At 36.0% G+C, this 20,685-nt stretch carries 23 protein-coding genes and 1 other RNA gene; 21 read left to right on the forward strand and 3 right to left on the reverse strand.

Going from position 1 to position 20,685, the window contains the following annotated elements:
- Nucleotides 1-114 precede the first annotated feature (114 nt).
- The 3 genes from PECL_RS02305 to PECL_RS02315 all read left to right on the forward strand — a co-directional run bounded on the left by PECL_RS02305 (nucleotide 115) and on the right by PECL_RS02315 (nucleotide 2,944).
- Nucleotides 115-705, forward strand: a complete 591-nt coding sequence (locus tag PECL_RS02305) for a TetR/AcrR family transcriptional regulator (RefSeq protein ID WP_407946496.1) — start codon at nucleotides 115-117, stop codon at nucleotides 703-705.
- Nucleotides 706-769: 64 nt separating this feature from the next.
- Nucleotides 770-2,230 carry a hypothetical protein gene (locus tag PECL_RS02310; protein ID WP_014214988.1) on the forward strand — a complete coding sequence of 487 codons (1,461 nt, stop codon included), beginning with the start codon at nucleotides 770-772 and terminating at the stop codon, nucleotides 2,228-2,230.
- Between the two features lie 435 nt (nucleotides 2,231-2,665).
- The gene (locus PECL_RS02315) at nucleotides 2,666-2,944 is read left to right on the forward strand and encodes a hypothetical protein (RefSeq protein WP_041534564.1); all 279 of its coding nucleotides are present in this window, start codon (nucleotides 2,666-2,668) and stop codon (nucleotides 2,942-2,944) included.
- A gap of 542 nt (nucleotides 2,945-3,486) precedes the next feature.
- Here the strand turns inward: PECL_RS02315 and nrdF are convergent.
- The 3 genes from nrdF to nrdH all read right to left on the reverse strand — a co-directional run bounded on the left by nrdF (nucleotide 3,487) and on the right by nrdH (nucleotide 6,955).
- Nucleotides 3,487-4,440 (reverse strand): class 1b ribonucleoside-diphosphate reductase subunit beta, encoded by a 954-nt coding sequence (nrdF, locus tag PECL_RS02320; protein ID WP_041534565.1) that lies wholly within the window; start codon nucleotides 4,438-4,440, stop codon nucleotides 3,487-3,489.
- Nucleotides 4,441-4,455: 15 nt separating this feature from the next.
- A complete protein-coding gene (gene nrdE / locus PECL_RS02325; RefSeq protein WP_014214990.1) occupies nucleotides 4,456-6,621 on the reverse strand; it encodes a class 1b ribonucleoside-diphosphate reductase subunit alpha in 2,166 nt (721 codons plus the stop codon).
- Nucleotides 6,622-6,724: 103 nt separating this feature from the next.
- On the reverse strand, nucleotides 6,725-6,955 hold the full coding sequence (gene nrdH / locus PECL_RS02330; RefSeq protein ID WP_014214991.1) for a glutaredoxin-like protein NrdH: 231 nt from the start codon (nucleotides 6,953-6,955) through the stop codon (nucleotides 6,725-6,727).
- 367 nt (nucleotides 6,956-7,322) lie between these two features.
- Here nrdH and PECL_RS02335 point away from each other — a divergent pair, with 367 nt between their 5' ends.
- The 18 genes from PECL_RS02335 to tsaD all read left to right on the forward strand — a co-directional run bounded on the left by PECL_RS02335 (nucleotide 7,323) and on the right by tsaD (nucleotide 20,685).
- Nucleotides 7,323-7,856 (forward strand): helix-turn-helix domain-containing protein, encoded by a 534-nt coding sequence (locus tag PECL_RS02335; protein WP_003680910.1) that lies wholly within the window; start codon nucleotides 7,323-7,325, stop codon nucleotides 7,854-7,856.
- Nucleotides 7,853-8,752, forward strand: a complete 900-nt coding sequence (locus PECL_RS02340; RefSeq protein WP_231952019.1) for an IS3 family transposase — start codon at nucleotides 7,853-7,855, stop codon at nucleotides 8,750-8,752. Before PECL_RS02335 ends, PECL_RS02340 begins: the two co-directional genes overlap by 4 nt.
- Nucleotides 8,753-8,777: 25 nt before the next feature.
- Complete coding sequence (locus tag PECL_RS02345; protein WP_014214993.1) at nucleotides 8,778-9,299, forward strand: class I SAM-dependent methyltransferase; 522 nt, start codon at nucleotides 8,778-8,780, stop codon at nucleotides 9,297-9,299.
- Nucleotides 9,296-9,781 (forward strand): nucleoside deaminase, encoded by a 486-nt coding sequence (locus PECL_RS02350; protein WP_014214994.1) that lies wholly within the window; start codon nucleotides 9,296-9,298, stop codon nucleotides 9,779-9,781. Before PECL_RS02345 ends, PECL_RS02350 begins: the two co-directional genes overlap by 4 nt.
- A gap of 49 nt (nucleotides 9,782-9,830) precedes the next feature.
- Nucleotides 9,831-9,917: signal recognition particle sRNA small type (ffs, locus tag PECL_RS09815), an RNA gene on the forward strand.
- A 113-nt stretch (nucleotides 9,918-10,030) separates the two neighbouring features.
- Complete coding sequence (gene dnaX, locus PECL_RS02355) at nucleotides 10,031-11,773, forward strand: DNA polymerase III subunit gamma/tau (RefSeq protein ID WP_014214995.1); 1,743 nt, start codon at nucleotides 10,031-10,033, stop codon at nucleotides 11,771-11,773.
- A 13-nt stretch (nucleotides 11,774-11,786) separates the two neighbouring features.
- Nucleotides 11,787-12,101, forward strand: a complete 315-nt coding sequence (locus tag PECL_RS02360) for a YbaB/EbfC family nucleoid-associated protein (RefSeq protein WP_041534566.1) — start codon at nucleotides 11,787-11,789, stop codon at nucleotides 12,099-12,101.
- A gap of 140 nt (nucleotides 12,102-12,241) precedes the next feature.
- A complete protein-coding gene (gene recR, locus PECL_RS02365; RefSeq protein WP_014214997.1) occupies nucleotides 12,242-12,841 on the forward strand; it encodes a recombination mediator RecR in 600 nt (199 codons plus the stop codon).
- Nucleotides 12,842-13,011: 170 nt separating this feature from the next.
- Nucleotides 13,012-13,656, forward strand: a complete 645-nt coding sequence (gene tmk, locus PECL_RS02370; protein ID WP_014214998.1) for a dTMP kinase — start codon at nucleotides 13,012-13,014, stop codon at nucleotides 13,654-13,656.
- A gap of 6 nt (nucleotides 13,657-13,662) precedes the next feature.
- Entirely contained in the window at nucleotides 13,663-13,998 is a 336-nt protein-coding gene (locus tag PECL_RS02375) for a cyclic-di-AMP receptor (RefSeq protein ID WP_014214999.1), read from the forward strand.
- 18 nt (nucleotides 13,999-14,016) lie between these two features.
- Entirely contained in the window at nucleotides 14,017-14,997 is a 981-nt protein-coding gene (holB, locus tag PECL_RS02380; protein ID WP_014215000.1) for a DNA polymerase III subunit delta', read from the forward strand.
- 13 nt (nucleotides 14,998-15,010) lie between these two features.
- Nucleotides 15,011-15,355 carry a DNA replication initiation control protein YabA gene (locus PECL_RS02385; RefSeq protein ID WP_014215001.1) on the forward strand — a complete coding sequence of 115 codons (345 nt, stop codon included), beginning with the start codon at nucleotides 15,011-15,013 and terminating at the stop codon, nucleotides 15,353-15,355.
- Between the two features lie 8 nt (nucleotides 15,356-15,363).
- Entirely contained in the window at nucleotides 15,364-16,236 is an 873-nt protein-coding gene (rsmI, locus tag PECL_RS02390; RefSeq protein ID WP_014215002.1) for a 16S rRNA (cytidine(1402)-2'-O)-methyltransferase, read from the forward strand.
- Between the two features lie 18 nt (nucleotides 16,237-16,254).
- Entirely contained in the window at nucleotides 16,255-17,007 is a 753-nt protein-coding gene (locus PECL_RS02395) for an acyl-[acyl-carrier-protein] thioesterase (RefSeq protein WP_014215003.1), read from the forward strand.
- Nucleotides 17,008-17,061: 54 nt separating this feature from the next.
- Nucleotides 17,062-18,057, forward strand: coding sequence for a UDP-glucose 4-epimerase GalE (galE, locus tag PECL_RS02400; protein WP_014215004.1), 996 nt, complete (start codon nucleotides 17,062-17,064; stop codon nucleotides 18,055-18,057).
- A 295-nt stretch (nucleotides 18,058-18,352) separates the two neighbouring features.
- Nucleotides 18,353-19,081, forward strand: a complete 729-nt coding sequence (tsaB, locus tag PECL_RS02405; protein ID WP_014215005.1) for a tRNA (adenosine(37)-N6)-threonylcarbamoyltransferase complex dimerization subunit type 1 TsaB — start codon at nucleotides 18,353-18,355, stop codon at nucleotides 19,079-19,081.
- Entirely contained in the window at nucleotides 19,062-19,658 is a 597-nt protein-coding gene (rimI, locus tag PECL_RS02410) for a ribosomal protein S18-alanine N-acetyltransferase (RefSeq protein WP_014215006.1), read from the forward strand. Before tsaB ends, rimI begins: the two co-directional genes overlap by 20 nt.
- On the forward strand, nucleotides 19,645-20,685 hold the full coding sequence (tsaD, locus tag PECL_RS02415; RefSeq protein WP_014215007.1) for a tRNA (adenosine(37)-N6)-threonylcarbamoyltransferase complex transferase subunit TsaD: 1,041 nt from the start codon (nucleotides 19,645-19,647) through the stop codon (nucleotides 20,683-20,685). The genes rimI and tsaD overlap by 14 nt, the downstream gene beginning before the upstream one ends.

Raw genomic sequence — 20,685 nt, forward strand, 5'->3', positions numbered from 1 at the left:
AATAAAGATTATACTCATAATCAATATATGTCAACAATGAATTTAAAATAGTTTCAGTATGTACTTAGTACGATGTTATAATATTGTTAAAATTGTCAAGCTTAGAAATGGGGAGTGAAATTGACAAGTAAAAAGAGAAATAGAAGATCCAATGAGGATATTCAAAAAGCAATTTTTGATGCAACTTTAGAAATAATGAATGAAGAGGGATTTGAGAAAGTAACGTTTGCTAAAGTTGCAAAGCGTTCTGGAACGAATCGTCCAGTACTCTACCGGAGATGGGAGACGCCTTTTGAACTCATTTACGATGCCGAACAATATGCAACAGATGATGTAGATTCTTTTGATGACATTGATTTTTCTGGGAAAACCATGCGAGAAAATTTAATTGCAATTTTAACTCATTTTGATGATTCACCGGAGTTTATGAAAGCATATTTAGTTGAACTTGGTCGTGGAACTGATTCTATTAATAAATTGTCAAAAGAGCTCCAAAAGCAAAATTTATTTATAATGGAACGGTTGTTAAGTCAGGCCCAATTAGATGGAGAGATAAAGCACACAGTTACAGATTATGTTAAACTACTACCTTTTAATCTTATCTTGTATCAAGCAATGATTGATAAAAGCAAGATAACAAAGCAGCTGGTGATTGAAATTGTAGACCAGGTGATTGTTCCAGCAATAATGGCTCAACAGGCATAGAATTAGAGGGGAAAGAAAGCATTATGCTAATATAAATGTACTAAAAAATACAGGATGGTTTAATGTGGAAAAAAATTTTGAAAAGTTTTTAAAACTTCGCACTGTACTTTCTGAACTTCCAACCGTTAGACAACCAATTTCCGAAACTTTTGATGAGAAGCGAGTGGAGCGAGAAGAAAAGAAACTCGACAAAATGACTAAAACCAGGGAGTTCTTGAAAAGGCCCAACGAATTTAAACGCTATTATCATGAGCTGACAGAATTAATTGTTCGAATTCAAGTTACAATGTTCAATCGAGATATTAAAGATTGGACTCCTGAATCACTTGCAGATGCTATGACAGAAGTGATACCGCTACTGGATATTGCTAAGAAATGGGATGTTCTCGATCAACTCGATGATGTTATGGCGGATATTATTTACTTTATAACTGGTCAACACCTAGTTAAACACGGGGAGAGAGAATTTACGGATGATTATTTTAAAATCATGAGCGAGCGGCGCATGTCGATTAATTACGATTTTGGCAGTGAAAATTTTTTAAAACATCAATTTAAGTCGGATCCAATCCAGCTAAGTCAGGATGACTCCGATTTATTATTTGTGGGTGGGATCAATTCTGAATTACTGGATAACTTAGAAGAATTTTTGAGTGAACAAAGTAAAACTGATAACAGCCTACAAATGCAGATTACTTATGCACTCTTAACTGAACGACCCAGGAATTTAATGGATGCTTTTTTCGCTACAGATTATGAAGATATTGAGGAAACAACTATTATTTATCAAAGTTTATTTGAACGCTACGTCGGTATTATGAATGTCGAAACTTTTATTGATATGTCTAAAGTGATTCATAAATTAGCGAAATTTTTAAATAGACAAGGCTGGGTGGATGATACAAAATATCAAGAACTTTTAAAACAGGGAAATCAACTTTTATTTTATATGTCGAAACTTAGTGAAAAATTTACGTCTAATAGTTTAGATAGGATTGAAACCAAAGTCTTTAATGGTCCGAATTATACAATTAATGCGTCGAATGCACGAAAGTATCTTAGTAAACCGGGTATAACCCTCATAAATACAAAGTTGCATCCAAATGAGAAATTTAAGCTGAAAAATGTGTTAGATGATCATCAATTGGATTTAGAAATAGCGCAGTTTCGAAAAAACATGGATTCCTTTCTGACTATAAGGATATCTGATCCAAATTTAATTTTTGACAAGGAACTTTTTTGCGAAGTGATTTTAAACATTCATAAACAAATGGTTCGTAAGTATAATCGTCGACTAAGCAAATGGACGACTAGAAGTTTAACGGATTGTTTGCGTCAGATTTATGCTGAAATAAATATTCTCGATGAAAAGCCACTTTTTTTGCGCTTTTTTGATATTTATTTGCAGTACCTAAATGAAATTGGAAAAATTAAGGATTATGGCACACTGCATCGAGCGTTAATGAATAGTAGAACTGATTACTTTGTTAATACAATAAGGCGGTTAAGTAGTAAAAAAACTTAAATTTTTATAGGACGATGTCACTATACAAAGATGTGATTTCTGTACATCGTTTTTTCCGTGGCAAAACTATTAGAACGGACTCCAGTGGTGATGTTTTATTCATCGTAGGGCCCGTTTTTTACTGTTTAGAGTAAGTAAAGTTTATTTTTGAGTACTATTCCAAGTTCATTAGTTCATTTTTAGGCGGGGGGTTGATTGGGGCAGCTTAAATGTTATTTAAATTAACGAAAAATCACGTTTAAGCAATATAAATGGTTGTTTACGCAAATTTGAAAACATCTTCGGAAAAAGTGAGAAACTACATAAGTGTCGAAAGAGAGAGGAATGAAAAACTTGAAAATAAAGCATTTTTTAATTGTCATAATTCTATTTATCATATTAGTATGTATAAATTTGTTTAGTGAGTAGTATTGGCTATTAGTAGGAGGATAAGTAATGAGATTCCGTAATTTCTTTTATAAAGGGGTTAATGCTTTATTGAACATAGTTGATGGAATTTTTAAGTACGTAAGAACCCATAGTTGGTTACGAAGTGTTTTGCTGAGTTCAATTCTCTTAGTAGTTTTACTTATAATTTATGGTAGGATTGTTATGATTATTAGAGGTAATGCTGTGATTAGCAAGACTGGCATCAAAAATAGTTTAATTTTATATATAATTACAGTGACTTTAGATCGACTGCTTCAAAAGTTTAAAGAACATCATAGAGACTGAAAGATATCTTGATACAGAAAGTTGCTTATAGATTCAATGCTATTTATCTGCTTTATCAAATGCAATTTTTAGCTTCTTTAAAAAATAATGAGTAAAAAAGTAGGAGTGAGATTATCTTTTAAGATTCATAGAACACAGGAATTCATGCCCCCATTGTCAGCTGACATTTGTTAAGTAGCTGTTTCAGCATATAAGAACTTTTCTATATAAACCACTTTCTAGCAAACATTATTTGATTGGCCTTCCTAACATGGCAAACTTTCCCAATTTCCCGAGACAATTGTTTGATGATTTTTATAATACAAAACGGGTGTCTTTTTTACAGCCAGTTTTATCACTACCAGAAGCAGGGCAAAGCATAAGGACGAGCATTGCTACTTTTTACCGCCGCGTTTTGTGGCGGCTGGACAACGTGCTGCACGCCTATTCCAATAAGTTCTACGTACACATCCTTAAATTGAAAATGTTTTTACAAATTAATTATATAAAAAAGGAACTGAAAAAAATTTCAGTTCCAAATTGCGTAGCGTATTTATAATACTTTAAATATCATAGTCACTATCATTCATTGACTCCACGTTTCCAAGTCGATAGCCGTTTCCAACTTGAGAGAAGAAGTCATGATTAGATGTTCCAGTAGAAATACCATTCATAACAATTGGATTAACATCTGCTTCAGTATCAGGGAACATTGGATCCTGACCCAAGTTCATCAAGGCCTTGTTAGCATTATAACGAGAAAAGGTTAGAACTTCATCACTCCAGCCAACTTGATCGTAGACTTTATGCACGTACTGTTCCTCATTATCATATAGATCGTATAGGAAGTTGAACATCCAATCTTTAATGTCTTGCTGTTCGTTATCTGACAATTCTTTCATAGCTAATTGGAATTTATACCCAATATAAGTTCCATGAACAGATTCATCTCTTAAAATCAATTTAATAATTTCGGCGACATTATTAAGTTTATTATGTCCAAGATAATAAAGTGGTGTAAAGAAACCAGAATAAAATAGGAAAGTCTCCAAGAAAACACTTGAAACCTTTTTCTTTAACGGATGTTCGTCATCGTGATATAAGGTGTAAATCCGCTTAGTCTTAGTTTGTAAAAACTCTTCTGAATCACTCCAGTCAAAGATTTCATCAATTTCAGTTGGTGTATTCAGCGTTTCAAAGATTGAGGAGTAACTTTTGGCATGGACTGATTCCATGAATTGGATATTGTTTAATACAGCATTTTCATGGGGAGTACGAATATCCTTGCGCAAGGCAGCCATTCCGTCTTGAGATTGCAGGGTATCTAATAAAGTTAAACCACCGAAGACATGCCCAACAACCCAGCGATGATCTTCATCAAGTTCGCGCCAATCAGAAAGGTCATTAGAAATAGGAATACGGGTATCCAACCAGAATTGTTCAGTTAATTTTTCCCAAGTAGCTTTGTCAATTTGATCTGAAATTTGGTTCCAGTTAATCGCTTTATAATTATCCATCATTATCTCCTAATATTAGATTGAGCAACTTTCACATTGATTTACGCCAACTTCACCATCGTTGTCAGTAAAGGTCCGAATATAGTAAATAGATTTAAGCCCTTTACGATGAGCATAGTTACGCAGAATGTTAAGGTCGCGAGTTGTCATTTTTTCGGTTCTACCATCTTTCCATTCATAAGTTCCAGCCGGAATTGTTGAACGCATAAATAATGTCATACTCATACCCTGGTCCACATGTTGTTGTGCTGCACCGTAAATATCGATCACTTTTCGCATATCAATATCATAAGCAGATTGATAATACTTTAAAGTATCATTTGATAAATATGGGGCTGGATAATAGATTTTACCAATTTTCTTTTCTTGACGTTCTTCAACACGGTTAACAATTGGTTGAAGGCTGGCAGTTGAATCATTGATGTATGAGATGGATCCAGTTGGAGCTACTGCCATACGATTTTGATGATAAAGTCCAAATTGCATAATATCAGCTTTTAATTGTTTCCAATCATCGATTGTGGGAATCATTATCCCGTTATAAAGTTTTTTCACGGTATCACTGGTTGGACCCCATTCTTTGGTAATATACTTATCAAAGTAGGTTCCGTCAGCATATTTGCTCTTATCAAAATTATAAAATGATTGATGACGTTCCTGAGCAATTTTATTGGAGGCTTTTAGGGTCCAATAGTTTAGAAGCATAAAGTAGACGCTAGTGAACTCAATTGAAGCATCTTCCCCATAATATAGATGATTTTTAGCAAGATAACCGTGCAGTCCCATCGCACCTAAACCGATTGTGTGAGCTAGTTTATTTCCATTTTGAATAGAAGGAACAACGTCAATGTTAGAAGTGTCAGTGACGTATGTCAGTGCACGAACCATACTATCGACAGATTTTCCAAAATCAGGGGATGCCATCATATTAACAATGTTTGTAGAACCTAAGTTACAACTAATATCAGTCCCTAAAGAAGAATACTCTTGTTTATCATCAATTACTGATGGAGTCTGAACTTGCATGATTTCAGAACAAAGGTTACTCATAACAATTTTTCCATAAATTGGATTTTCACGGTTAGCAGTGTCAACATTCACAATGTATGGGTATCCTGATTCTTGTTGTAATTTGGATAATTCGTTTTCAAGATTACGTGCTTTAATTTTGGTTTTTGTGATGTTGGGGTTATTAACCATATTGTCGTATTCTTCAGTTATATTAATGTAAGAGAAAGGCTTCCCATACTCTTTTTCAACACTATATGGGCTGAACAAATACATGTCAGCATCAGCTTTGATTAAATCGTAAAACTTATCAGGAACAGTTACACCAAGAGAGAGGGTTTTAACGCGAATTTTTTCATCCGCATTTTCTTTTTTCGCTGATAGAAATTGGATAATGTCAGGGTGAAATACACTCAAGTATACAACTCCAGCTCCTTGACGTTGGCCTAACTGATTAGCATATGAAAAGCTGTCTTCCAATAATTTCATAACTGGAACGACACCACTTGCAGCACCTTCAATTCCCTTGATAGGAGCGCCGGCTTCCCGAAGATTGCTAAGATTGATTCCTACTCCGCCACCTAATTTTGAAAGTTGTAACGCTGAATTAATGGTTCGGCCAATTGAATTCATGTCATCTTGTGCTTGGATTAAAAAACAAGAGACCAGTTCACCCCGATGTTTTCGTCCAGCATTTAAAAAGCTAGGGGTTGCAGGTTGATAGCGTTGATGGATGATTTCATCAGCAATATTTATAGCCAAGTCTTCATCACCATCAGCGAAATAAAGGGCATTCATCGCAACTCGATCAATAAAATTTTCTAAATAAGTTTGATTATCATTTGTGCGTAGAGCGTATTGAGCGTAGAATTTGTAAGCCGCCATAAATGACTTAAAGTGAAAATTTTGACTTTTTAAAAAATCATACAATTTCTCAATAAAGGTTAGGCTGTATTCCTTGAGGATTTTTTCATCAATGTAATCTTCACGAGTTAGATAATCAAAGCGATCCTGAATGGAATTAAAAGTCATGGTATTTGGACGAATATTCTCAGTAATAAAAGCTTCTAGTGCCTCGTGATCTTTGTTTAGTGGAATTTGATTATTCACTGGAATATTAATTTCGTTGTTCAAATCATAATAGGTGACATCTTTTAAGTCTTTGAGTGCCATTGTTTTCATCCTTTCAGTTGAGTTCTAAAAATAAAAAAGAACACTCCGTTAAGTTTAATCAAACGAAGCGTTCACTGGGTCAGGAAGTGTAAGAATACCTGAATTACATAGCAAGTGCTTTTAATTCGTTTGGTCTAAATCCTGCAATTGCTTTGTCTTCAGATACTTGAACTACTGGAACAGATTGAAAACCTTGTGCCTTAAGTTGATCAATGTATTCAGGATTAGTATTGATATTTCTTTCAACGAATGGAATTTCGTGTTCCGAAAGAAAACGCTTTGTCATCTTACATTGCATACAGTTGTTTTTAGTATAAATAGTTACTTCGCTCATAAAAAAGACCTCTCTTCAAAAATGTTTATGGATTAAGTATACCGCTTTAAAGATTAAAAACAACAAAAAAAGCACAATATATAGTGGCTTAAAATGAAACTCTGCTATATATTGTGCTGTGACGCTGTTTTTAAATTATTAAATTTTAGAATTGCAGTTTTATTCTGTAATTACTTTACTGTATTATACTAGTAGAATTTGGAGGTTAATTCAATGACAGATTATTACTTTACAGAGAACCCAAACGCTGAACATGCAGAAGAAACATGGACTTTTGAGCTTAAAAAAAATTTTTTTACGTTCACAACAGATAAAGTGCTCCATAATTGTTAGACAAGAAATCTAATAGTTATGGAGCACTTTTTCTATGGTCAAATATAGTTCAGAATTAAAAGCAGAAGTCGTTAGTGAATATCTTCAAGGTGACATTAGTATCAGTCTTCTTTCAAAGAAACGTAACTTGCCTCGAATACAAGTAGGTAGATGGATACAAAACTTTCGTTTGAGCGGCGCAGACGCTCTTAAACGAAGAAGAGTTAAACGAAGTTTCTCAGTTGAGTTTAAAGTTGATGTGATAAACTACTATCAAACTCATGATGAAACTTTAGCCGAAGTATCCGCAAAATTTGATGTTAATTCTTGTCAAATCAGTCTTTGGAGGACAGCCTTCAATCAGTATGGTATAGAAGCCTTGAAGCCTCATCCGAAAGGCAGAAAAACCAAAGTGAAACATAATCAGAAGAAATTACGTAAGTTAGTAAACAAGAACGAAATCGATCAACTTCGTGAAGAATTGACGAAAAAGAATCAAGAATTATATGATGCAAAATTGGAGAACGAAATCTTAAAAAAATCAATGACCCTGTTCGGAACCTCAAAGGACGAAAGAAAACACAAATAGTTGATCAGATCAGGGTCGAACAAGAGTCTCTTCCGAAATCTAACCGGTATAAAGTCGGCGATATTCTTAAGACCATTGGACTTAAGAAAGCGACTTATCATGATGAACGTAAACGTATCAAAAATTATGTAGATAAGTATGAAGATGTAAAAGTAGAGATACTAAAAATTGCCGAAAGCGGAAGATATCGCGGACGTCTAACCTACGGTTATCGTCGCGTTCAAGAAGAGCTCATTAAATTAGATATCCATCTATCAGACGCCGTAGTGCGTCGTTTGATGGATGAATTAAATGTTCAAGTAAGCCTTTATAACCGCCACAGAAATGGTAGATATTCATCTTATAAAGGTACAGTTGGAAAAGTGGCCCGTAACGTTCTACATCAGCATTTTAATGAAACCGTACCTTTCAAAGTATTACATACCGATGTTACACAAGTACGCTTGGCCGATACTAAGTGGGCTTACGTTTCAGCTATTACTGACGAAGCAAGCAAGGAAGTTTTAGCATTTCAAGTAAGTAATGGTCCTAACAGTAAACTAATTATGGATACACTCGATGAACTCACAGAAAATATTCCGGAAGGAATAAAACCAATAATTCATTCAGATCAAGGTTGGCATTATCAATTGAATTACTATACCGATAAACTCTCCGAAAAAAAATTTATACAAAGCATGTCTCGTAAGGGAAACTGTCTTGATAATGCGCCAATTGAAAGCTTCTTTCATCTTCTTAAAACAGAATGTCTTAATGGATTTCCACAGTGTAAAGATATTGGAGAATTCAAGGAAATCACAAAGAATTACGTCGATTGGTTTAACAATCGACGGATATCACAGAAAACAAAAGGCATGACTCCCTGCGAATACAGGGAACATGCCTTAGCAGTTTAAAAATATTCAATTTTGTCTAACTTTTGTGTTGCACTTTACAGATAGTGGTGTTTTCTCTAAAAAAACGGTCGATTATGGTACCAGAGTGTTACTTAATGCGATTGAATTCAAATTAGTAAATGAAAAAGTGCTAGATATGGGGTGCGGTTATGGTCCAATTGGTATTTCAATTGCGAAGAGCAATCCTAATTTTGAAGTTACAATGACGGATGTTAATTCACGAGCCTTAGGTCTTGCTAAGCGGAATGCTATTGCGAACGGCGTTGAAAAACAAACTAAAATATTTGAGTCTAGTGTTTTTGAAGGAATTAAAGATCATGATTTTACATCGATAGTTACAAACCCGCCTGTGCGAGCTGGTAAAAAGGTAGTTGATGAGATGTTAACAGAAAGTTACTCCCACCTAATTCAAGGTGGGCAACTTGTGATAGTTTTACAGAAGAAGCAGGGGGCACCTTCTGCTAAGAAACTAATGATGGGAATTTTTGGTAATGCTGAAGTTATTAAGAAAGATAAAGGATATTACATAATAAGAAGTGTGAAATGACTGAATTAAATGAGCAAGAAATTAGAAATTATATGCTAGAGGCCTTGGAAGAAGCAAATAATGCGAGACTAATTGATGAAGTACCAATTGGGGCTGTTGTTGTAAAAAACGGTGAAATCATTGGGAGAGGGCATAATCTTAGGGAACATGGACAGGATGCAACTATGCATGCTGAAGTATTAGCGATTATAGAGGCTTGTGAATATTTGCATAGCTGGCGTTTATGGGATTGTCAATTGTTTGTGACGATTGAGCCATGTTTAATGTGTAGTGGGACAATTATTAATGCTCAAATTCCATCGGTTTATTTTGGCGCACGCGATCCCAAGGCTGGAGCGGTTAGAAGTTTATATCATGTTTTAGAAGATGATCGTTTAAATCATCAGGTAACAGTTGAAGAAGGAATATTAGCAGAAAAGTCTGCCAATCTTATGAAACAATTTTTTAAAGAAATTCGAGAAAAACGAAAAAAAAATAAGTAAAATAGTAGCATTTTTTTTGAATTTCAAGTATCATAGTTATTGCCGTAAGGCCTTAAGGCAAGGTCGAATTTACGAATCGTGTCAGATCCGGAAGGAAGCAGCACTAAGTTTACTTCGGTTTGTGCCTTAAGTTATTGAGATAATGAATTCTGAGACTTAATATCTCAGAAATAAAGATGAGGCCATGGATGCAAAACATTTTGTTTTGGTCCAGGCCTCTTTTAATTAATGAATTGAAAGGAAATGCAGATGAGTTATCAAGCGTTATACCGAGTGTGGCGTCCTCAGAACTTTGGTGACATGGTTGGACAAGAGGTTGTAACTAGAACATTAAAGAATGCCCTTATAACCAAACAGATTAGTCATGCATACCTTTTCACCGGGCCGAGAGGAACTGGTAAAACTTCGGCTGCTAAGATTTTTGCAAAAGCAGTAAATTGTCACTTTCTAAAAGATGGTGAACCTTGTAATGAGTGTATTACCTGTCGTGCCATTAATAATGGTAGTTTGAATGATGTTATTGAGATTGACGCTGCATCAAACAATGGTGTAGAAGAGATTCGCGATATTCGTGACAAGGCTAAGTATGCACCCACGGAAGCAGACTACAAGGTTTACATTATTGATGAAGTGCATATGCTTTCAACAGGAGCATTTAACGCCTTATTGAAAACACTAGAAGAACCACCTGCTAATGTTATCTTCGTGCTCGCGACAACCGAACCTCAGAAAATCCCGTTGACTATCATTTCGAGAACGCAACGTTTTGATTTTCGAAGAATTTCAGCTCAGGAAAGTTACGATCGAATGGTCTACATCTTAGATCAAAAAAAGGTTGATTACGATCCAAGTGCTTTGAGAGTAGTGGCTAGGGCTGCAGAAGGTGGAATGAGGGATGCCTTGAGTATTCTTGATCAGGTACTTTCATTCGGGGATAATGAAGTTACTTTAGAAAACGCCTTATTGGTAACTGGTAGCGTTAACGAAGAACTTTTAAATCAATACTTAACACAAATTTTTAGTAAGCAGACTTCTCTAGCGTTAGAAACACTTCATAAGATTCTTGCTGAAGGTAAAGACGGGCAACGTTTTGGTGAAGATTTAATTGTTGAACTGCGTAATTTGCTATTATATCAACAAGATCCAGCCCTAGTGGAAGAGCAAAATCTTGGAGAACTTTCAGAGCAGTTTATTGAATCCGCTAAACAGGTTACAAGTGAAGAATTATATGGCATGATTGATACATTAAACATGATTACTCAGCAGATGCGATTTACTACTCATCCGGATGTTTACCTAGAAGTATTGACGATTAAACTATGCAATCGCTCAAGCGGAAATAGCGAAAGCACTGATTCTGTTAGCACAGTTCAGTCATCTGAAGTTGAAGAATTAAAGAAGCAGGTTCAAAATTTACAGCAACAAATTAAACAGGTTAAAATTGGAACGGAAAGTCAGCCGCATACCAAACAAACGTTGAGGCCTCAAAATAGTGTCCCTAAGAAAAGTAAAAAAACTACAAGGACACCTGCTAATTTGACTAAGATTTATCCAATATTAGAGGCGGCTACCAAGGATAATTTAAATGAAATGCAAAATTTGTGGCGCGATTTAATGAATATGTTAAGTGTGACTCAGAGGGCATTAATGCATGTTTCTAAACCTGTGGCAGCAAGCAAAGAAGGTGTGGTAGTTGCCTTTGATTATGATTTTCTTTTCGAAAAGGCAGTTGATAATGATAGTTTAAGAAGCGAGATGGAAGCTAATCTTGCGAAGCTAACTGGTTCCGAGTTTAAAATAGCATATGTTACAGTTGAAGAGTGGCCTGAGGTTAGAGCAGGTTTTCTTAAAAATCACTCAGTTGGAAGCCAGAAGGAGCAAGTTGATGGGCCTGAAACTGGTGTTGAACAGCCTGTTGAAAAAAACAGTGAAATTATAGATAAAGCGGTCGAACTCTTTGGCTCTGAAAATATTGAAATAAAAAATGATTAAGGATGGTAGAATTATGCGTGGTGGAATGGGCAATATGCAAAATATGATGCGTCAAATGCAAAAAATGCAAAAGCAGGTGACGGCAGAACAAGATCGTTTGGATGAAACAGAATTTACTGGCGTAGCACCTGATGAATTGGTTAAGGTTACGTTTACTGGTAACCATCTGATGAAGGATATTGATATTAAACCAGAAGCTATTGATGAAGATGATCCTGATATGATGCAAGACCTCATTGTGGCTGCTGTTAATGATGCAATGGCCAAAATAAAAAAAGAAACCGATCAGTCAATGGGGAAGTATACCAAGGGCATGTCAGGAATGTAAAAACTGTTAATCTGTGGATAGATAAGTTCTGTTTGGAATTAGCTTAAAACGATTCTTTGAAGTATTCGTTATAAAGCAATTTTCTTTTACAGAACTTTTTATTTAGTATGATTTATTAAAAGTTAGTTGAGGCGGAATAGATGCAATATCCAGAACCAATTGCAAAATTAATTGATAGCTTTATGAAATTGCCAGGGATTGGTTATAAGACGGCAACTCGGTTAGCATTCTTTACTTTAGATATGCAGGGTGACGATGTGACTGAGTTTGCTAAATCATTGATAAATGTTCAAAGAAATCTACATTTCTGTAGTATTTGTGGCAATATTACGGAGGAAGATCCCTGTGAAATTTGTTCAGATCCTTCGCGCGATCAAAATACTGTTTTAGTTGTTGAAGATTCTAAAGACGTAATGTCAATGGAACAAATGAAGGAATATCACGGATTATACCATGTTCTACACGGTGTCCTATCTCCGATGGAAGGAAAGGGACCTGAAGATATTAATATCACAAGTTTATTAAAACGGCTTCAGGATAATGAAGCAATTAAAGAAGTGATTATTGCAACTAATGCAACTCCTGAGGGTGAAGCAACCGCGATGTATTTAGCACGATTGGTTAAACCGTCGGGAATTAAGGTTACAAGATTAGCACATGGGTTATCTGTTGGAAGTGACATTGAATATGCGGATCAAATGACTTTATATAAAGCTGTAGAGGGAAGAACTGAAATGTAGGTAAAATATCTTAATAAAAGTTAATAAAAACACTAATCAGTTTTGCCTTTAAGATAACTGGATTTGTTAGCAACTTTTATGATATTTTGATTTTTTAGTGCGTGGACAGGCTATAAAATCTAAAGTAGAATTAAAGCGTATTTGAATTTAAATTGGAGTGACAATAGTACATGAACGGACAATTTATTTCTTTTGAAGGACCAGATGGAGCAGGGAAAACAACGGTTTTAAAAGAAATGGTAGCTTATTTTGAAAAGGAAATAAGCGGGGAATTAGTAGTTACACGGGAACCAGGTGGTAACCCTATATCAGAAGCGATCAGAAAATTAATTCTGGATCCTCAAAATACTATGATGGATCGTCGAACGGAAGCGTTGTTATATGCAGCGGCACGAAGACAGCACTTAGTTGAGAAAGTAATTCCGGCTCTTCAACGTAATGCGGTTGTTTTTTGCGATCGTTATGTCGATAGTTCAGTGGCATATCAAGGCGCTGGTAGAGAAATTGGAACGGATGATGTCTACAAAATGAACTTGTTTGCAACAGAAGGAATCTTACCAAATTTGACAATTTACCTTGATGTGCCGTCTGAGGTTGGTCTGAAGCGAATTATGAATCATCGTAAAAATGAAATTAATCGATTAGACCTTGAAAAACTAGATTTTCATAAGCGGGTGCGTGAAGCGTATCTTGCTTTAGCAAGACAATATCCTGATAGAATTAAAGTTATCAATGCAAATCAAGAGGAAAAAGTGGTTCAGCATGATGTACGCATTTTACTAGAAGAGCAACTTCATTCAAGATTGAGAGGATAAATAGATATGGCAACTAAATTAATAATTGCAATTGTACAAGATAAGGATTCAAATCGTTTAAGTGATATATTTGTTGATAATAATATTCGTGCTACTAAGTTATCCACAACAGGTGGCTTTTTACAATCAGGTAATACTACCTTTATGATTGGAATTGAAGAAGAGCGAGTTGATGATGCTTTAGCCCTGATCAAGGATGCAAGTCATGCTCGAGACGAATTCATGACACCTCCGGTTAATATGGATGTTAGTATGGAGGGGACAACTGCTTTTCCTGTTAAGGTTCAGGTTGGGGGAGCAACAGTGTTTGTGTTGCCTGTTGATAAATTCACACATTTTTAGAAAGTAGAAGAAGATATTTTGAAGGCAGAAGAACTCCAACCGATTATTGTTGATCGATTTCAGCGGATTATTGAAAAAAAGCAGTTGGCGCATGCCTACCTATTAACTGGGAATACAGGTGTTGGTAAACAGGAGGTCGCAGAATGGATTGCAATGCGTCTTTTTTGCAACAATTTGCAAAACGGACGTCCCTGTGGAAAATGCTTTGAGTGCCAGCGAATTCTAAATAAAGAGCATCCAGATGTTGTTGAGGTTGCACCTGATGGTCAAACGATTAAAGTTGATCAAGTTCGATTCTTGAAGTCTGAATTTTCTAAGAGTGGTGTTGAGGGAACTCAAAAGGTTTTCATCATTTTGGATGCAAATAAAATGACAACAAGTGCATCTAATAGCCTTTTGAAGTTTATAGAGGAACCAACTGGAAACGTTTTTGCCTTTTTACTAACTGAGAATCGTAATTTAATGCTACCAACAATTATTTCGAGAACTGAAGTAATTGAATTAAATCCGCTTTCAAACGAGACAATAAAAGTGGAATTTGCAAAATTAGGTGCATCTGATGCGGTTGTTAATGTTTTGTCTGAACTGACAAATAGTAATGATGAGGCAAAGATCTTAATCGAAGATGAATGGATTGAAAACGCTGTTACAAGAGTATATCGGTGGTTTACTTTGGTAACTAGAGGTGATATGGAGGCCTTCGTTGAGGTCCAAACCAGATTAGTCATGCTTGGAATGGATAGGTTCCACCAAGATACAATACTAAGCCTAATGATATTATATGGGCGTGATTTAATGCGAATAAAGGCGGGAGAGCAAGAAAGTGTTTTTAGACAGTATCAGTCTGAAATTGAAGAAATAGCAAAAGGGCAAACATTGGCAACCTGTTTGCAGGCAATGGATATATTGTTGCTGATGCCTAATAAATTACAAAGTAATATAGGTTTTCAAACAATATTGGAAACGGCTACGATAAACCTGTGCCAGGCCTTTAAATAAAGGAGGAAGTAATTTGGATAAGCAAAAATTATTTGAAAAAATCAGTCAATTAACATCAGCAACCGAAGAACATTTATCCGAATTGCGAAGTCTACAGGAAGAAATGGTTGAGGTCCTGGAAGAAAATGCCGAATTAGAGATCGAAAACCAAAATTTGCGAGAAGAACTGGGTAAGAGAATTTCTAAAAAAACATTGAAAAAGCACGGAAGTACTGAACATGGATTATCAAAATCAAGAAAGAATTTAGAAAAACTGTACTCGGGCGGATATCATGTTTGTAACGAGTGGTTTGGAAAACGTCGTCCTGAAAATGAAGAGTGTGCCTTTTGTGTCACCATCATTTATGGGGATCGCTAGGAGAGAGTATGTTATCACAGAAAAGTTTTCAGGAGCATCAAGATGGTACGCTGTATTTGGTTCCAACACCAATTGGTAATTTAGCTGATATGACGTTTCGGTCGGTTGAGGTTCTAAAGGAAGTTGAGTTAATTCTTGCAGAGGATACTAGAAATACACAAAAACTTCTTAACCACTTTGAAATTAAAACTAAACAATTGAGTTTCCATGAATTTAGTTCTGAAAAAAGAATACCTGAAGTAATTGAAAAGCTTAAAAATGGCATCAACATTGCGCAAGTTTCTGACGCAGGAATGCCCTCAATTAGTGATCCAGGACATGATTTGGTGATGGCAGCGATTGATGTTGATATACCGGTTGTTCCATTACCAGGAGCTAGTGCAGGTATTACAGCTTTGATAGCTTCTGGAATTGATCCACAACCATTTGAATTTTATGGTTTTCTCCCAAGAAAAACAAAAGAACAAAAAGAAGTTTTAAAAAAAATATCTGATGTGAATCACACCCTAATTTTTTATGAAGCACCACATCGTTTAGCAAAAACAATTCAGAATTTTAAAGAAACTTTTGATGATGATCGAAAAATTACACTTGCTCGCGAACTCACGAAACGCTATGAAGAATTTGTAAGAGGAACTATTGGTGAAGTGTTTGAATGGACCCAAAACAATGAGATTCGGGGAGAATTTGTAATTATCCTTGAAAAAAGTGGGGAGGATCTGATTGAAAGGAATGCTGATCTAGAATTACCAATTAGAGATCATGTTCAAAAAATTATTGATGAAGAGGATATAAAACCCAATCAAGCGATAAAAAAGGTTGCAAAGCTACGTGGCATGGTAAAGCAAGATGTTTACAATATTTTTCATGAACTAGGTTAAGGAGATTAGGTATTACAAATGGCAGGGAAAAATTTTTCAGAAAAACATCGTATTTTATATTATGAGGGAGATCAGAATGCACATGTAACTCTTCCCATGTTAGTAAATATGATGGTTTTAGCTTCTGAGGATCAAAGCGAATTATTGGGCGTTGGTCCTAAGAAGATGAGTACAACGGGATTAGGTTGGGTTGTTACTCAATATCAAATAAAAATAAAAAAAATGCCTAAGATTAATGAAGAAGTGACCATTTCGACCGAAGCCATTAATCATAATGCGTACTTTTGTCAGCGTGATTTTTGGATTAGTGATAAAGAAGGCAATGAATTAGTTCACGCAACTTCGATTTTTGTAATGATGGATCTCCAAAAACGTAAAATGCAAAAATTGATCCCAGAGATCTTGGAACCATACGAATCTGAAGAAGTTAAACAAATTATTCGTTTACCAAAGATTATTGAGCCTGAGGATGGGGAAAAATTATCCCATCAATATTCGGTCCGTTATTTAGATATTGATCAAAATCGACATGTGAATAATTCCAGATACTTTGAATGGATGATCAATACGCTGGATGATGAGGTATTGACTAATAATTTTCCAAGTGAAGTTAATGTTCGTTATCATGTGGAAGTTCAACCGGGAGCAATGATTAACAGTAAAGCAATCAGGTCTGGATCTCAGGGAGATTTTAGAACTAATCATAAGATTTTTGTGGACGATACTCTTTGTACAGAGGCAAATATTGAGTGGCAATCATATTTAGAGTAAAATACGGTAAAGAGTTATTTCATTGAATAATAAGCAAAATAATTGGAGGTAATTATGAGTATTCTAGTGATCGGTGGAGCTGGTTATATTGGCTCTCATATGGTGAAACGACTGGTAGAAAATGACGAAGAAGTGGTTGTTGCTGATGATTTATCAAGAGGACATCGAGCAGCTATCAATGATAAAGCCAAGTTTTATAAGGGTGACATAAGAGATAGATCATTTTTGGACGGGCTTTTTGAAAAAGAAGCAATTGATACAGTTGTCCACTTCGCTGCTTATTCGATTGTCCCGGAATCAATGGAAAAACCCCTGAAGTATTTTGACAATAATGTTGGTGGCATGATTACTTTGCTTGAAGCAATGCGTGATCATGATGTAAAACGGATTATTTTTTCATCAACTGCTGCAACTTATGGTGTCCCAGAAAAGTCTCCAATTTCAGAAGTTGACGCTACTAAACCGATTAATCCCTACGGTGAAAGTAAGTTAATGATGGAAAAGATCATTCATTGGGCGGATGAAGCGTACGGAATTAAATTTGTTGCCTTGCGATACTTTAATGTTGCCGGAGCTGATCCAGATGGCTCAATTGGGGAAGATCATGGACCAGAGACACATTTAGTACCAATTATTTTACAAGTAGCCCTTGGTACGCGCGAGAAGTTGCAAATTTATGGAAATGATTATAATACGCCTGATGGAACCAATGTACGAGACTATGTTCATGTTCTTGATTTGGCAGATGCTCATATTCTTGCAATTAAGTATCTAAAAGATGGAAATAGCAGTGATGTTTTTAATCTTGGTTCATCGTCTGGTTTTTCTGTTCAAGAAATGTTAGAAGCGGCTCGTGAAGCAACCAACAAAGAAATTCCTGCAGTTGTTGCACCAAGACGTGCAGGTGATCCGGATTCATTAATTGCTGATAGTTCAAAGGCTCGTTCAGTGTTAGGGTGGAATCCTAAGTATGATGATGTTAAAGAAATTATCAAAACAGCTTGGAATTGGACTCAAAAGCATCCTAAAGGCTACGCTGATCGAAAATAATTCAAATTAAAGAGCGAGACATAAGTCGAAAAATGACAAGCATTAGGAATAAGGGCCAAATGATGATGTGATATCATCGTTTGGCCCTTATGTTTAAGCGGAATCTGTTGACTTATTTCTCGCATTTTTACTATTTAGTTCGGAAATTAAATTTAGATCGCAGTCATATTTCATTCCCTTTTTAAAAATATTTAAAAAAATTAATGTACTTTATTCAATCAATATTGTTTAAATCTAAATAGTATGAAGCAATGGATTTTATGGTAATATGAAGTGATGAATTGGAGAGTGAACAATGAAGATTTTAGCATTTGATACCTCAAACCAAGCTTTATCGGTTGCCTTACTTGAGGATCAGAACTTATTGAGTATGCAGACAACAAATATTAAGCGAAACCACAGCGTACAGTTAATGCCGGTTATTGACCATGTGCTAAAAAGCGCTAGTGTCGATATTCAAAGTATCGGTCGAATTGTGGTGGCAGAAGGCCCTGGATCCTATACTGGGCTGAGAATTGCGGTAACGACTGCTAAAACGTTAGCAGAAACGATCGATGCAGAGTTGGTTGGTATTTCGAGCCTTGAAATGTTAGTTTTGAATGCGCCTGTTGATGGCATTGTGGTTCCATTCTTTGACGCACGACAAAAAAATGTTTTCGCGGGTGTCTATGAAAAGAGCGGGGAGAAGCTTAAAACTATTCAAGCAGATCAGCATATCGCAATGAAAGATCTCCTACATTTTCTAAATGGTTTAGGTAAATCAGTTTACTTTATTTCGACTGATTTTGATAAATTCCAATTGGAGATTGAAGACACTTTAAAAGTAATTGCGGAACATTCTAACCGCTTAAACAATTTGCCGAATGCCTTTGCTTTAGGACTATTAGGATTTCAAAAGCAAGAATTAGAAAATGTATTTAGTTTTATTCCCAACTACCTTAGAAAAACTGAGGCAGAGAGAACATGGGAGACAAGTCATCCACAGGAGCTGAAAAAAGAATCGTATGTTAAACGAATGGATTAAGTGGGTTAAATCAAATTTCTTCAATCGAACTGGAAGGTTACGGGAAGAAGCTTTTGAAATCAAACGTCACAATGTGAATATTGAAAAGGAACCATATTTTGTAGCACAAGCAATGTTTACCGATATCCCAGAAATTTTAGAAGTTGAACGGACGGTTTATGATGGCCAAACACCGTGGGATCGTGCAGCGTTTGCAAATGAGTTACGACGCAAGTTTGACCGTCTGTATTTAGTTGTTAGAAAAAATGATCAACTAATTGCTTTTATTGGATCGTCATTTGATGATCGGACTAAGCGTGCCCACATAACCAATGTTGCAGTAGAACCTTCTTTTCAGCACCGCGGAATTGGTGCCTTTTTAATTGAAGCGATAATTAAAAAAGCACATCATGCACAATACAAAACAGTCACATTAGAGGTACGAAAAAGTAATTTAAACGCACAAGCCCTCTATTTAAAAATTGGATTCGAAAAAACCGGAATTAAAGAGCGTTATTATTTTGGCGATCATGAGGACGCGATTGATATGTCCTTAAACTTACAAAAATGGCGAGGAGGATACGATGGTGATAGGTAGATATATATTAGCTATTGAGTCTAGTTGTGATGAAACAAGTGTAGCAGTAGTACAGGATGGATCGGTTATTTTATCTAATATTATCGCCACGCAGATCAGCAGCCACCAGAGATTTGGTGGAGTTGTGCCGGAAGTGGCTAGTCGTCACCATATTGAGCAAATCACAATATGTATTAGTGCAGCTTTGCAGAAAGCAGAGATCAAAAAAGAAGATCTTGATGCTGTAGCCGTCACTTATGGTCCAGGATTGGTTGGAGCTTTGCTAGTCGGGGTGACAGCGGCTAAAGCATTTGCATATGCGAATAACTTACCGTTAATTCCAGTTAATCATATGGCTGGTCATATTTATGCAGCACGTTTTGTGAAGCCAATTGTTTTTCCATCTTTAGCACTGTTAGTTTCGGGTGGTCATACTGAGTTAGTATATATGCCACGTGAGAATGAGTTTCAAATTATTGGAGAAACACGCGACGACGCTGCAGGTGAAGCCTACGATAAGATCGGTAGGGTAATGGGCCTGAAGTATCCGGCTGGGAAAGAAATTGATCAAATGGCGCATCATGGCCAGGATACATTTCATTTTCCAAGAGCCATGCAGAATGAAGAAAACTTTGATTTTAGTTTTAGCGGTTTGAAGAGTGCTTTTATTAATACGGTTCATAATGCGGAACAAGTAAACAAAACGCTGAATCATAACGATTTAGCTGCAAGTTTCCAACAAAGTGTTATCGATGTTATTGTTAAAAAAACTTTACGGGCTTGTGAGGAATTCGACATTCGACAATTGATTTTAGCTGGGGGGGTTGCAGCAAATCAAGGATTACGCGAACGACTTAGTAGTGACATCCGCAACTCTTTTCCAACATTGGATCTTGTACTGGCTCCAATTGAACTTTGCGGAGATAACGGAGCAATGGTAGGAGCTGCAGGCTATGTAGCTTATCAGTACGGTGTGGTTAGTGACGACTTGACATTAAATGCAGAGCCGAGCCTAGAGTTTGAATGGGCGGAGCATGCTGAAAAATAG

The sequence above is a fragment of the Pediococcus claussenii ATCC BAA-344 genome (assembly GCF_000237995.1).
GTDB classification, from domain to species: Bacteria; Bacillota; Bacilli; order Lactobacillales; family Lactobacillaceae; genus Pediococcus; species Pediococcus claussenii.

Bases quoted from the DNA above. Each gene is read 5' to 3' on its own strand.
- rimI (WP_014215006.1), top strand. From the start codon at position 19,062: ATGTTAAACGAATGGATTAAGTGGGTTAAATCAAATTTCTTCAATCGA.
- dnaX (WP_014214995.1), top strand. From the start codon at position 10,031: ATGAGTTATCAAGCGTTATACCGAGTGTGGCGTCCTCAGAACTTTGGT.
- PECL_RS02360 (WP_041534566.1), top strand. From the start codon at position 11,787: ATGCGTGGTGGAATGGGCAATATGCAAAATATGATGCGTCAAATGCAA.
- tsaB (WP_014215005.1), top strand. From the start codon at position 18,353: ATGAAGATTTTAGCATTTGATACCTCAAACCAAGCTTTATCGGTTGCC.
- nrdE (WP_014214990.1), bottom strand. From the start codon at position 6,621: ATGGCACTCAAAGACTTAAAAGATGTCACCTATTATGATTTGAACAAC.
- PECL_RS02335 (WP_003680910.1), top strand. From the start codon at position 7,323: ATGGTCAAATATAGTTCAGAATTAAAAGCAGAAGTCGTTAGTGAATAT.
- PECL_RS02395 (WP_014215003.1), top strand. From the start codon at position 16,255: ATGGCAGGGAAAAATTTTTCAGAAAAACATCGTATTTTATATTATGAG.
- PECL_RS02375 (WP_014214999.1), top strand. From the start codon at position 13,663: ATGGCAACTAAATTAATAATTGCAATTGTACAAGATAAGGATTCAAAT.
- PECL_RS02315 (WP_041534564.1), top strand. From the start codon at position 2,666: ATGAGATTCCGTAATTTCTTTTATAAAGGGGTTAATGCTTTATTGAAC.
- PECL_RS02350 (WP_014214994.1), top strand. From the start codon at position 9,296: ATGACTGAATTAAATGAGCAAGAAATTAGAAATTATATGCTAGAGGCC.
- galE (WP_014215004.1), top strand. From the start codon at position 17,062: ATGAGTATTCTAGTGATCGGTGGAGCTGGTTATATTGGCTCTCATATG.
- tsaD (WP_014215007.1), top strand. From the start codon at position 19,645: ATGGTGATAGGTAGATATATATTAGCTATTGAGTCTAGTTGTGATGAA.
- rsmI (WP_014215002.1), top strand. From the start codon at position 15,364: ATGTTATCACAGAAAAGTTTTCAGGAGCATCAAGATGGTACGCTGTAT.
- nrdF (WP_041534565.1), bottom strand. From the start codon at position 4,440: ATGGATAATTATAAAGCGATTAACTGGAACCAAATTTCAGATCAAATT.
- tmk (WP_014214998.1), top strand. From the start codon at position 13,012: ATGAACGGACAATTTATTTCTTTTGAAGGACCAGATGGAGCAGGGAAA.
- recR (WP_014214997.1), top strand. From the start codon at position 12,242: ATGCAATATCCAGAACCAATTGCAAAATTAATTGATAGCTTTATGAAA.
- nrdH (WP_014214991.1), bottom strand. From the start codon at position 6,955: ATGAGCGAAGTAACTATTTATACTAAAAACAACTGTATGCAATGTAAG.